Annotated in this window: 8 protein-coding genes and 1 CRISPR repeat array; of the genes, 6 read left to right on the forward strand and 2 right to left on the reverse strand. The window is 39.8% G+C overall.

The genetic code is table 11. From position 1 onward, the window contains the following. The first annotated feature begins 5 nt into the window (after window positions 1-5). Window positions 6-2,527: a CRISPR direct-repeat array (repeat unit 37 nt; unit sequence GTTTCAATCCTTGTTTTATTGGATCTTGCTCACGAAT). A 610-nt stretch (window positions 2,528-3,137) separates the two neighbouring features. From BP549_RS02085 to BP549_RS02110, 6 genes are all read left to right on the forward strand, one after another. Continuing rightward, window positions 3,138-4,733, forward strand: a complete 1,596-nt coding sequence (locus BP549_RS02085) for an ABC transporter substrate-binding protein (protein ID WP_292377699.1) — start codon at window positions 3,138-3,140, stop codon at window positions 4,731-4,733. A 511-nt stretch (window positions 4,734-5,244) separates the two neighbouring features. Continuing rightward, window positions 5,245-6,864: an ABC transporter substrate-binding protein gene (locus tag BP549_RS02090; RefSeq protein WP_292377701.1), complete on the forward strand. Its 1,620-nt coding sequence runs from the start codon at window positions 5,245-5,247 to the stop codon at window positions 6,862-6,864. A 357-nt stretch (window positions 6,865-7,221) separates the two neighbouring features. Beyond that, window positions 7,222-8,214: an ABC transporter permease gene (locus BP549_RS02095; RefSeq protein WP_292377702.1), complete on the forward strand. Its 993-nt coding sequence runs from the start codon at window positions 7,222-7,224 to the stop codon at window positions 8,212-8,214. After that, complete coding sequence (locus tag BP549_RS02100) at window positions 8,211-9,068, forward strand: ABC transporter permease (protein ID WP_292377704.1); 858 nt, start codon at window positions 8,211-8,213, stop codon at window positions 9,066-9,068. Before BP549_RS02095 ends, BP549_RS02100 begins: the two co-directional genes overlap by 4 nt. Before the next feature lie 204 nt (window positions 9,069-9,272). Next, entirely contained in the window at window positions 9,273-10,217 is a 945-nt protein-coding gene (locus BP549_RS02105; protein WP_394339057.1) for an ABC transporter ATP-binding protein, read from the forward strand. Continuing rightward, on the forward strand, window positions 10,207-10,818 hold the full coding sequence (locus BP549_RS02110; RefSeq protein WP_292377710.1) for an ABC transporter ATP-binding protein: 612 nt from the start codon (window positions 10,207-10,209) through the stop codon (window positions 10,816-10,818). Before BP549_RS02105 ends, BP549_RS02110 begins: the two co-directional genes overlap by 11 nt. Before the next feature lie 302 nt (window positions 10,819-11,120). Here the strand turns inward: BP549_RS02110 and BP549_RS02115 are convergent, their stop codons facing one another. Both BP549_RS02115 and BP549_RS02120 read right to left on the reverse strand, forming a co-directional pair. Then, entirely contained in the window at window positions 11,121-12,248 is a 1,128-nt protein-coding gene (locus tag BP549_RS02115) for an isocitrate/isopropylmalate dehydrogenase family protein (protein WP_292377712.1), read from the reverse strand. Window positions 12,249-12,341: 93 nt separating this feature from the next. Beyond that, window positions 12,342-12,830 carry a 3-isopropylmalate dehydratase small subunit gene (locus BP549_RS02120; protein ID WP_292377713.1) on the reverse strand — a complete coding sequence of 163 codons (489 nt, stop codon included), beginning with the start codon at window positions 12,828-12,830 and terminating at the stop codon, window positions 12,342-12,344. Window positions 12,831-13,609: the final 779 nt, after the last annotated feature.

Consider the following 13,609-nt stretch of genomic DNA (forward strand, 5'->3'; position numbering starts at 1 on the left):
GCATTGTTTCAATCCTTGTTTTATTGGATCTTGCTCACGAATTGTTCTTACAGTTGCGAAGTCAACCACTGAAAGCGGTTTCAATCCTTGTTTTATTGGATCTTGCTCACGAATGAGATGATCCAGAGTATAGAATTCTATCATCTGTTTATAAGTTTCAATCCTTGTTTTATTGGATCTTGCTCACGAATAACGCTTGCATTCTGACAGTCCTTTATCATCTGTTTATAAGTTTCAATCCTTGTTTTATTGGATCTTGCTCACGAATACCTGATCCTGATTTTGATTTCTCACCGAAAAAAGTTTCAATCCTTGTTTTATTGGATCTTGCTCACGAATCGCCTGCAACGTCGGGGGATGTGGAATCCTTTACAACAGTTTCAATCCTTGTTTTATTGGATCTTGCTCACGAATAGGTTAGGAGAATTAGCAACCCTAGATATGCAGGTAGTTTCAATCCTTGTTTTATTGGATCTTGCTCACGAATCCCGGCATCAGATTACGAATTAGCTCTTTATAGTTGTTTCAATCCTTGTTTTATTGGATCTTGCTCACGAATAAACCTACAATTCGTCTAATTCTGACTAAATAGGGGGGTTTCAATCCTTGTTTTATTGGATCTTGCTCACGAATTTAGATAATGGTAGAATAAACGATAGAAACGTTATAGTTTCAATCCTTGTTTTATTGGATCTTGCTCACGAATTGAAGGGGACATCCTTGCTTGCCTGAAAGACAGTTGTTTCAATCCTTGTTTTATTGGATCTTGCTCACGAATTCTTCAGCACTTGAAAGTTTGAAAAATACTGCAAGGTGTTTCAATCCTTGTTTTATTGGATCTTGCTCACGAATCTTATATTTTTCTTTTAATTCATCGTCTATAGAATCGTTTCAATCCTTGTTTTATTGGATCTTGCTCACGAATAGCATTGATTCCCAGTAACCCTTCCGCGTCTTATGGTTTCAATCCTTGTTTTATTGGATCTTGCTCACGAATCGGTATACATTACCCGCTTGTTGGTCGATCCACCGGTTTCAATCCTTGTTTTATTGGATCTTGCTCACGAATCTATAACAAGGAAAAGAGGAAAAAAATTATGGAGGAAGTTTCAATCCTTGTTTTATTGGATCTTGCTCACGAATTATAGCAATCCTCGTTGGAGGTGAGTGGGACTCTGGTTTCAATCCTTGTTTTATTGGATCTTGCTCACGAATCCACCACCAAACCAGTAGGTATGAGCTAATTCTTTCGTTTCAATCCTTGTTTTATTGGATCTTGCTCACGAATGCTCATACCCGAATATCCTGCGTTAAATCCAACCTGTTTCAATCCTTGTTTTATTGGATCTTGCTCACGAATACCCTAATTCTATCAGCCTCGTTCCTATTTGGACATAGTTTCAATCCTTGTTTTATTGGATCTTGCTCACGAATCGTTTAGTTCCATTTAATACCTCATCATTTTTACAGTTGTTTCAATCCTTGTTTTATTGGATCTTGCTCACGAATATTTTGAGGGATATATGATGAAAGAAATTAAAGATCTTAAGTTTCAATCCTTGTTTTATTGGATCTTGCTCACGAATGGGTTAATCCGTTTGTTTTTAAGTGCTTCTTTGTTCTGTTTCAATCCTTGTTTTATTGGATCTTGCTCACGAATATTTTCATTTTATTCTTCCTTCTTGGCCCTCACGTTTCAATCCTTGTTTTATTGGATCTTGCTCACGAATTTTTTTTGCCTCGTCTTTCTCAGGGACTTCAGGGGAAGTTTCAATCCTTGTTTTATTGGATCTTGCTCACGAATCCATATTCTTATGGTTATGCATATGAGTATGAGCGGTTTCAATCCTTGTTTTATTGGATCTTGCTCACGAATCATAGGGAAACAAAGCTTTGAAAATACCTAATTTTAGTTTCAATCCTTGTTTTATTGGATCTTGCTCACGAATTCACCACGATAAAATCACAAGAGAAAGAAAACACAGTTTCAATCCTTGTTTTATTGGATCTTGCTCACGAATAATCAAAGTCCTGCTGGTCATGGCCGTCTAAGAAAGTTTCAATCCTTGTTTTATTGGATCTTGCTCACGAATATATTGTTAAGGAAGGCATTTCTGAAAACAAAGGGTTTCAATCCTTGTTTTATTGGATCTTGCTCACGAATTTATGGAATTTCGGAGCTGATATACCTGCTTTTTAAGTTTCAATCCTTGTTTTATTGGATCTTGCTCACGAATCCTCTTTCTTTTTTCAAAATCTTCTCTTGTGTAATCGTTTCAATCCTTGTTTTATTGGATCTTGCTCACGAATGAATCCAAGGAGACTTTTCTATACTTTTCACATTAGTTTCAATCCTTGTTTTATTGGATCTTGCTCACGAATTTAATTTCCTTTTTCGTGATAACAAGATAGCAGGAAGTTTCAATCCTTGTTTTATTGGATCTTGCTCACGAATTTCGAATTGTGACAGTATCAGAAGACATATAGAGTGTTTCAATCCTTGTTTTATTGGATCTTGCTCACGAATAGGGCAAAAATTTCCTTTATTTAGCTAGAAAAGGCCTGAAATGAACTAAATTTTAGGACTAAAAATCTTGTTGGAAAATTATCAAACCCTTTATAAATACAAGAAAAACAGGGCTTCTAGCGGTTTGGAAACATTCTATTATATGCCTTTCTTTCTATTTAACTTTTATATTTTAAGGAGTTTTAAGTAAATCTAAAGGCCGGTTTAATTCAATAATGTTTTTGCTATTTTTTAAAACATCGAGTTTAAACTATTTTCTTTACCCAGAAAAATCTATTCAATCCAAAACTAACAAACGAATGATAATAATATTTTGTACTATTTAATTCTATACAATCACCATATTAGTGTTACATACATTTAGGAATGTATTTATAATAAAAAGAGTTTAGTTTAGTTCATCTTAATTTTTGTAAAAAAAGTATTACTATTGCACTATATTTTCTTCGAAACATGTTATTTTTACGGATTTGAGATTACTGAAAGCACTATTGTAGTAGTACTATTTCAATTCTAATATTATGAGAAAGGAGGAGTTTAGATTAAGAAAAACCAGCAATATTTCTTAATAGGGGCAATAGCCATAATTGTTGCGGCCGCTTTTGTTTTTATGTCGACTGGTGAGCCAGACAACCCGAATTATCAGGTCTCTGATGAATCTGTTTCCGGGGGTTCGGATGAATTAATTTCTGAGGGCTCGGATGAGCTGGTGGCTGCAGTAGGAACCCACGGCGGGGAGCCGGAAACCGGTTTTAACCCAATTACTGGATGGGGCTCTAGTCGCGAACCGTTAGTTCAAAGCACTCTCTTTAAAAAAGATAGTAATGGTTCTCTGATTAACGATTTAGCAACAGGGTATTCTGTTAGTGAGGATGGGTTGACCTGGACTGTTAAAATCAGAGATGATGTTAAGTTCCATGATGGGGTACCTTTAACGGCCAGCGATGTAGCATTCACTTTTAATAAAGCGGCAAATTCCAGTGGAAAACTTGATCTCTCCATGCTGGACAATGCGGTAGCCCTCGATAATTACACGATTGAATTCAAATTAAATGATCCGCAGACAACTTTCATTCACAAGCTTGCCGTGCTCGGAATTGTGCCGGAACATGCTTACAATGAGAGTTACGGAGATAATCCAATAGGGTCGGGCCCATACAAATTCATACAATGGGATAAAGGCCAGCAGGCAATCTTTGAGGCAAATCCGGATTATTATGGCCAGAAACCATACTTTAAAAAATTGACTTTACTCTTCATGCAGTCCGACACAGCTTTTGCGGCGGCGAAATCAGGACAGGTTGACCTTGCCGAAATTCCTTCTTCTTACGCTAATCAAAAAGTAGATGGAATGAAAATGATATCCTTTGATTCCGTTGATGCGCGGGGAGTAAGCTTCCCAATGCAGCCCGATACAGGCAAGAAAACGGAAAATGGCTACTCAATCGGAAATAATGTAACTTCCGATCCTGCGATAAGAAAAGCCCTGAGCATTGGAATAGACAGGCAGGCTTTAATCAATGGTGCATTAAACGGACAAGGTGAAGAGGAATTTACGGGTGTGGATAAATTACCGTTCGGAAATAAGGAAGCTGCTTTTGAAGATGGAAATATCGATGAAGCAAAGAAGATTTTAGCGGATAGTGGTTGGAAAGACACCGACGGTGATGGAATCCTTGAAAAGGATGGGTTGAAAGCCGAATTTACTTTATTGTATTATTCAAATGCACAGGATAGACAGGCATTAGCCGTTTCATTGAGCGAGGAAGCCCGAAAACTTGGCATAAACATTAAAATTGAGGGCAAAAGCTGGAATGAAATCGATACTCTGGCGCATTCAACTCCGATAGTTTTCGGTTTCGGTTCACTTGACCCGACTGATTTATACCTGAAATACTACAGCAAAAGCTACAATCCTTCAAACTACAACAATATAATAATGTACAACAATTCGATCGTGGATAATTATCTAAGGACAGCCATAACCAGTACTGATCAGGATACTGCCAATAAAAACTGGCAGCTGGCTGCCTGGGACGGAACAACAGGCTTTTCTGCAAAAGGAGATGCTACTTGGCTCTGGATTGCAACTGTTAATTACCTGTATGTTATGGATGAGGATTTGGATATCGGGACTCCAAAAATCCAGCCTCATGGTGCTGATGCCTTCGGTAATATCCTGGAATGGAAACGCACAGAAAACTAAACCCAAAGCTGGATTTCAGCAAAGCTGAGGAGCAAAACTCCTCAGATACTTTTTTGACGAATTTGCTTAAACTAGTATTTGTCCGTTTTTAGATTACTGTTCTCTTTTTCTATAAATTCGTCAGCTTGCAAGGGGCGCGTCAACGCATCAACTACTTTAATATGCAGAAAAACACGTAGAATTCTTTATTTAGTATTACTAAACTCCTTAAAACTACGAATTAGTAACACATAAATTTCGAAATGTATTTATAGTAAATTGTTTTTAATTGATTTGTCTTAATTTTACCATAAAAAGTATTATTTTATTGTCACCATTAATCAAGAAAATCTTATCCATAATATAAAATTCTGAATCATATGAATAAGCCAAAAATCCTTGCTTTACAGTTCAACTCTTGCTTAAATGTTCATGACTCTGGTAAAATAGAGGAGGTATCTATATTAAGAAAAACCAACAGTATCTACTGGTAGGGACAATAGCCGTAATTCTTATGGTCGCCTTTGTTTTTATGTCGACTGGTGAGCCAGACAATCCGATTTCCCAGGTTTCTGATGAATCAGTCTCCGGCGATTCGGATAAATTGGTTTCTCAGGGCTCGGATGAATTAGTGGTGAATGTAAATTCGCATACTGGTGAACCAAAAACAGGATTTGATCCGCTTCTGGGATGGGGGTGCGGGCATGTAAATTTTGAGCCACTGATACAAAGTACTCTTTTTAAATCAGCTGACGATGGAAGCATAATAAACGATCTTGCTACAAATTATTCTGTCAGTGAGGATGGGAAAACTTGGACTGTGCATATAAGAGATGATGTCAGGTTCACTGACGGTGAAAATTTAACCGCAGAAGATGTAGCATTTACGTTTAATACCGCAATTGAAAGCAACTCCGAACTGGACATGAGTAATCTCGAAAAAGCCACGGCAACAAATAATACTGCAGTTGAATTCCAATTGAAAGAACCTCAATCCAGCTTCATATGGAGACTCAGATACGTTGGGATTGTGCCAGAACATGTATACAAAAAAGAAACCTACGGATCGAATCCGATTGGATCGGGACCTTATAAATTCGTACAATGGGATAAGGGGCAGCAGGCAATCTTAGAATTAAACGAAGATTATTATGGCGAAAAGCCGTACTTCAAAAAAATAACCATGCTATTTTTAGACAAAGATACTGCGTTTGCAGCGGTAAAATCCGGGGATGTGGACGTAGCTGAGATTGAAATTAGCCATGCGAACCAGACCGTAGAAGGATATAAGTTAGTATCTCTTCCGGCAGCAAGGGCACAGGGACTTTCCTTCCCTATGCAGAATAACACTGGTCAAAAAAGCCTTCAGGGAGATCCGATAGGCAATAATGTCACAGCCGACATAGCAATTCGAAAAGCCTTGAACGTCGGCATCGACAGAAAAGCCCTGCTTGAAGGAGTGATTTATGGAAAAGGAGCTGTAGAATATACTGGAGTAGACCAGCGGGACTTCGGAAACCCTGAAGCCAAAATCAATGATTCAAATCTCGAAGAAGCCCGAGAAATATTGGAAAACGCAGGCTGGAAAGATACCGATGGCGATGGAATCCGGGAGAAGGATGGAACTAAAGCCGAATTTAAACTATACTATTCTGCTTCTGATCAAACAAGGCAGGCTCTATCGGTAGCTGTAAGTGAGCAGGCCCGGAAATTAGGTATAAAAATAGACCTTGTAGGCGCAAGCTGGGACGAAATATATGCTAATCAATACAGTTCTGCTGTTCTATACGCTTACAGCAGTATAGATACCTTTAATCTCTACCTGCAGTACCACAGCAAGGTAGCCGATGACACCTACAAAAATCCCGGGCTTTACAATAATTCTGTTGTAGACGGCTATTTGGAAGCAGCTTTAAGGTCTACAGATCAGGATCAGGCTACGAAATACTGGCAGCTAGCCGCATATGATGGAAATACCGGTTTTGGGCCTGCAGGCGATACGACCTGGTTATGGCTTGTAACAATTGATTATCTCTACATGGTGGATGAAACCCTGGATATGGGTACCCCACAAAGAAACGCAGGAGCAGATGTTTTAGGAAATATCTATGAATGGAAAAGGATAGACGCAGCCAGCTTGACTTCTAAATAAGGAATTATCCTGCAACTATGGGAGATTAACCCTGTAACTATGGGTAATTAATCCTGCAATTGGCGAGTAATCAATCCTGTAATTAGTGAGTAATTGAGCCTTCAGTTAGCGAGTATCTGAGTCTGGATATCAGAATACAGACTCAGCTATTCACTTTTACCTCTCTTTTATTCACATCTGGGTTTGATGCGACTGATTGGAAAAGGTAACAAAAACTTCTATTTTACCGAATTTAGTTCTATTCTGGCTTAAAAAAGTACGAAAACACTTCACAATTCCTGGAAATTGTCCACAGACTGACTGGTAGTCATGTTAAAATGGAGATCATTATAAAATAATTACGTATGAGGGAGTAACGTGTCAAACAATGAAAAAATAGCAGGCTTTGTCGGAAAAAAGGCCCTCAGGTTGACAAGTCTTTTGATTGTAGTTTGTTTTGCAAGTTTCATGCTTATCCAGTGTTCACCTATAGATCCCGTTAGAGCCTATATTGGGGAAATGCCAGTAACCGCAGAGCACAAAGCTAAACTTGAAGCTTACTGGGGGGTTAACACCCCTCCGCAGGATAAATTCCTGAACTGGGCTGGAGATATTCTTAAAGGAGACTTTGGGACTTCACTGATTTTTAGAATTCCAGTTATTGACGTCATTAAAGAACGATTTACAGCCTCCCTTGTTCTTATGGGGGTTTCATGGCTGTTTTCAGGAATTTTAGGTTTTGTTTTAGGAATAATCGCGGGTGCAAAGCAAGGCACATGGGTCGATAAGGCAATAAAGACTTATTGTTACGCTCTGGCTGCTGCCCCAACCTTCTGGCTGGCACTGGTGCTTCTCATGGTGTTTTCTGTGTATCTGGGCTGGTTCCCAATAGGATTAAGTGTACCTATAGGGGTTACAGCCGACGATGTGACATTTTTTGACTGGTTTAAGCGTTTAATTCTCCCTGCACTAACTTTGAGTTTATTAGACATTGCTAAAATTACAATGTTCACTCGGGAAAAATTAATCGAAGTTCTATCCAGTGATTATGTCTTATTTGCAAAAGCAAGAGGTGAAAAAGGGCTGGATCTGGTATTGAGGCATGGGATTCGAAATGTTGCGCTTCCGGCCATTACTCTGCAGTTTTTAGGATTCAGTGAGTTGTTCGGGGGCACAGTCCTGGTTGAACAGGTCTTCTCATATCCTGGGATCGGGCAGGCCGCAGTAGCAGCAGGACTGAGATCCGATGTACCGCTGCTTTTGGGAATCGTCATCTTCAGTGCTTTATTCGTTTTCTTCGGAAATCTGATTGCTGATATTATCTATGAATTCGTTGACCCCAGGATAAAACAACAGGAGGCGTCAGTATGAGTACGGCTGTTGTGACCGTTAACAGGGGATTATTTCGAGGATTAAACCTGAGGCAGAAAACGCTTCTGATAATAGGCTCCACCTCACTTTTATTGCTTGGAATTGTGGTTTCCAGCGTGTTTTTAGGCGGGGAGCCGTTACAGACTAACTTTGGCTCTAAAAACCTTGCCCCATCTCTGGAACATCCATTCGGGACAGATTGGATGGGAAGAGACATGTTTGTAAGAACTCTGGAGGGACTGGGTCTAAGTATATTAGTTGGAGGGCTCGCTTCCACAATCAGTACTGTACTGACCGTAATTTTAGGATTACTTTCAAGTGCAGGAAAGACTGCAGACTCTTTTGTGTCCTGGCTAGTAGATCTGTTTCTTTCAATTCCGCATCTGCTTTTAATAATTCTCATTTCCATCGGGCTCGGAGGGGGAGCAACAGGGGTCATCATCGCAGTGGCATTAACACATTGGCCTAGTTTAACAAGGGTCGTAAGAGCAGAAATCAAGCAGCTGAAAACCCAGGAGTATATTCATATCTCCAGAAATCTTGGCAAATCGAAATGGTGGATAGCTTCAAAACACATTCTGCCTCATCTGGTTCCCCAGATCCTGTTAGGCACGATTTTAATGTTCCCACACGCTATTTTGCATGAAGCTTCAGTCACATTCCTTGGGTTTGGGCTATCACCCCACGAACCGGCAATTGGTATAATTCTGTCTGAATCTATGAGGTACCTCTCAGCAGGATACTGGTGGCTTGCATTTTTCCCAGGATTGTCCCTGTTAATTGTGGTCCTGGCATTTGATATGATTGGAGAAAATTTAGGAAAGCTGATGAATCCGAAAAATGCCCATGAATAAATTTCTTCCATTATTGGATTAGAGATTTGCTGGATTCCGTTATTGAATTATTAATTTGCTGGATCAAAAATGGATCGGGTAAAAATATATTAGAGTTACATTTGGAGAGTGTGAAATATGGGAAATAAAGCTGAAATTAATCCTGAAAAAGAATTAAACACTGAAAAAGAGTTAATCACTGGACTTGGAACAACCTCTGGAAATATGAAAAAAACTGAGGCTCTGTTAAAAGTAGAAGACCTTTCACTTTCGTTCACTCAATATGAATCTGGACTTAGACAAACCGAATTGAAAGTAATTTCTAATTTGAGTATTCAGGCTTATAAAGGCGAAATTCTGGCTATTGTAGGATCAAGCGGATCCGGTAAAAGTCTTCTGGCTCATTCGATTCTAGGAATTTTGCCTTCAAACGCGAAGCTCGATGGGAGGATAGAGTACAATGGCGCAGAACTTACCCAGGAACGAAAAGAAGAAATGAGGGGTAAAGAAATCGCCCTGATTCCGCAAGCCATAACCTATCTTGATCCTTTAATGAAAATCTCGAATCAGGTTATAGGATGTGTTGAAAAGAAAAATGAAGGTTTAATGAAGAAACTTCAGAGAGAAATTTTCCAGAGATACACTTTAAAGCCCGAGGTCGAAAGAATGTTTCCTCATGAGCTCTCAGGAGGGATGACCCGAAGAGTTCTGGTTTCCACTGCTGTAATAAGCTCTTCAAAGCTCATAATTGCGGATGAACCAACCCCGGGCTTAGATGAAAAAACTTTGAATGAGACCCTGAGCTACTTTAAAGACATGGCAGACAAGGGCTGCGCAGTGATACTTATAACTCATGATATCGAGGCTGCATTAAAAATTTCTCACAAAATTGCAGTATTCTACGCTGGCACGGTTTTAGAAGTCGCTAATGTTGAAGACTTTAAAAATAATGGTGAGAATCTAAGGCACCCATACACCCGTGCACTCTGGAATGCCCTTCCCCAGAACAAATTCCAGGCAATCAAAGGCCATCAACCAATGCAGGATGAAGTCATTGATGGATGTATCTTTTATGAAAGATGTTCCAGAAAGAAAGCTCTCTGTGCTCAGGGGCTTCCTCAATTGAAACAGGTAAACGGAGGAATGGTGAGGTGCAATAATGCATCTTAAAGGTGAGAACGTAAGTTTCGGATATAAAAGAAACAACTTGATTTTAAAGGATGTTAACATTTCTTTAGGCAGCGGAGAGGTATTAGGCCTAATTGGGGATAGTGGAAGCGGAAAATCAACTCTCTGTAAGATCTTGGCTGGCTACGAAAATAAATATCAGGGGAAAGTAACTCTAGATGAAAAAGAAATTCCGCCAAAAGGCTATAATCCGGTCCAGCTTGTCTTTCAACACCCTGAAAAAGCTGTAAACCCTAAATGGAGAATGAATGATATTCTAAATGAAGGACATTTTGTTTCACAGGATATTTTAGAGGCGTTTGGAATAAAAAATAACTGGCTTAATCGATGGCCCAATGAGCTTTCCGGGGGAGAACTCCAGAGATTTGCCCTTGCAAGAGCTTTAAGCCCTAAAACCAGGTTTTTAATCGCAGATGAAATAACTACAATGGTAGACTCTATTACTCAAGCTCAAATCTGGAATATAGTTTTGGATATAGTCGAAGAGCTTAATATCGGAGTACTGGTCGTAAGCCATGACAGGAATTTAATCAATAGATTATGCAACGATACCGTTTATTTAAAAGATATTAATAATACTTAATAAAGTCCTTTACTTATAGAATGAAGGGTAAATCCCAAGGGTTTTAATCTGGAGATATGGCGACAACACGGCATTTGGCCTTGTTCCTGTCTCCTCTTTAGGTAACCTCGAACATTGCCTCTGTTGCATCAGGCCTCGCATATCGAATATCCTTTCACGGAATCATGTCTCTTATGAATCATGTCTCCTATATCTGTATAAAACGGACTGAAAGCGGCCTTCAGTATTCAAAAAATGAACTTTATAATTCCAGAAATTCTATTTTAATTAGAAAAGAAAATGTAAATGAAGGGAGGGTTTAGTTATTCTCCCTTTATTATCCTTACAATGTCGTTTCCGACATCCGAGGTGGTACTCTTGCCGCCCATGTCATAAGTTTTTACTTTGCCATCCAGGATATTTTTCTGAATTGCATTGACTATGGTGTCTGCTGGTTCCTTTTCTCCGAGCTGTTCTATTAACATGGCACCTGCCCAGATTGTGGCAATAGGATTGACATTATTCTGGCCCTTGTACTTCGGGGCTGAACCGTGAATAGGCTCGAACATGCTTGTGCCTTTCGGGTTGATGTTTCCGCCGGGAGCAAGGCCGAGGCCTCCCTGGATCATGGCTCCGAGATCGGTGATGATATCTCCAAACATGTTCGGGGTTACGACCACATCGAACCATTCAGGGTTTTTCACAAACCACATAGTGATTGCGTCTACAAAGTTAAAGTCCGTGGTAACGCCTGGATGTTTTGCAGAAACTGCATTAAATTCCTCTCTCCAGAAGCCGTAGATATCGGAAAGCACATTTGCCTTATCAACGGACGAAACATGCTTTTTCCGTTGTTCGGCAAAATCAAAGGCGTACTCGATAACCCTCTTTGTGCCTTCTTTGGAGATCAGTCCTATCTGGTATCCTATTTCTTCGCTATCAGTCTCGATATCAAGTCCAAATTTTGCGGAGTAGAGCGTTCGCTTGACTTCAAGAAGGTCTTTGCTTTCTCCTTTTTTTGCCCTGCCGCCGATCCCTATGTAGAAGTCCTCGGTGTTTTCTCTGACAACTACGAAATCGATATCTTTTGAGGTTTTGTCTTTGAGGGGAGTCCAGACTCCGTCAAGGAGTTTTATCGGGCGAAGGTTGACATACTCGTCAAAGTAAAAGCGTGCAGTTAATAAGATTCCCTTCTCAAGGATGCCAGGAGCAATCCTGGGGTCTCCGATAGAGCCAAGGTAAATGACAGGGTATCCAGATAACTCTTTTAAGGTATCTTCGGAAATTAATTCTCCCGTCTCAAGATAATGATCTGCTCCATGCGGGTATTCAATCCATTCTACATCAAAACCAAATCTTTCGCCAGCGGCATCTATGACCTTTCTGCCTTCGGCGATAATTTCTGGGCCAATCCCGTCGCCCGGGAGGACCGGAATCTTATACTGCGTCATATTTATACTCCTTTCTTATTTACAGGCAAAGCTGCCTTTTTATTGTGAGATATCAAACGCGGACAGGGCTGTCTCAGGACAGCTTTCTCTTTGTTAACGCTCAGAGACCAGTTTCCTGGCATATTCTATAAGTCCTCCCTCATCCACGATTTCACGCACGAAATCAGGGAGAGGGGTTGCCTGGTAGGTCTCACTTTTTGTCTTGTTTACAATAACTCCTGTGGCAAGGTCTACTTCAAGCTCGTCTCCGTCATCGATCTTGTCAGTATCAGGGCATTCCAGGACAGGAACTCCGATATTAATTGCGTTCCTAAAAAAAATCCTTGCAAAAGACTTTGCAATTACACAGGCTACCTTTGCTCCTTTAAGGGCTAGGGGCGCGTGCTCACGTGAGGAGCCGCAACCAAAATTGCTTCCCGCGACCACGATATCATTTTCATGAACGTTTTTTGCAAATTCGGGGCGCACGCCTTCAAACGTGTACTTTGCAAGCTCTTCAGGGGTATTGTAAATTAGATACCTTCCGGGAATTACTGCGTCAGTATCAACGTCATCTCCGAATTTCCAGGCTCTTCCTTTCATAACATCACCGGTCTTTTGTTGCAATTAAATGCTGCTCAATTAAATGCTGTTATATTAGAATTCTTACAGCCTGAACTTAGCTGCATTCATAGGGTTGAAGTGTCACAGGTAATATTTAAATTATTTTCTGGCATGATATAAAAATTGGTTAACAATCCCGACCTTTTTACTCCTGAATTCCCCCGGAAAATCTACAAAAGTCAGTTCCTTTTATTGTTTAACTGCACTTTATCTGCTTATCTCTTCAGTATGAGGTTCAGGAATACTTGGTTCTCTTTCTCCGTGCCAATTTAGTCTCGGGCTGATGCGCACAAGATAGCATAAGGTTTCAGGGCACCAAGATAAGCGGTAGCTTCCTGTGAGTGGTCAAGTGCCACGTAAGTTTCAATGGATTTGAACCCCTTTCAGGGATTCTCTTCACTTCCGAGTACAAGCAGTGTCCCTGTAATTTTTCCCCAAATATATGCCCGATCTCGCCTGACCTCTTTGCTTTTGATTTTCGGCATTTAATAGTATCGGACTGAAAACTATCTAATATAATTTATTCACGCTGCCTTGTATAAAAAGGATACGTCTTTTAAAACTCTAAATTCCTAGAAATGACTCTTAAATAACTCTATAAATTCCTAACTAGATTCTCAAGATTTAAAATGACTCTAAATTATTTCAAAAAACTCGAAAAACTCGCATACCAAGATACTCTAAATTCAGAATATTTAAAATTTAAAATATTTTAAATTTAGAGGTTGAGATATAAGCTCAATCCTGAAAAGTAAGCA

This window comes from Methanosarcina sp. UBA289 (genome assembly GCA_002496565.1).
GTDB lineage: Archaea > Halobacteriota > Methanosarcinia > Methanosarcinales > Methanosarcinaceae > Methanosarcina.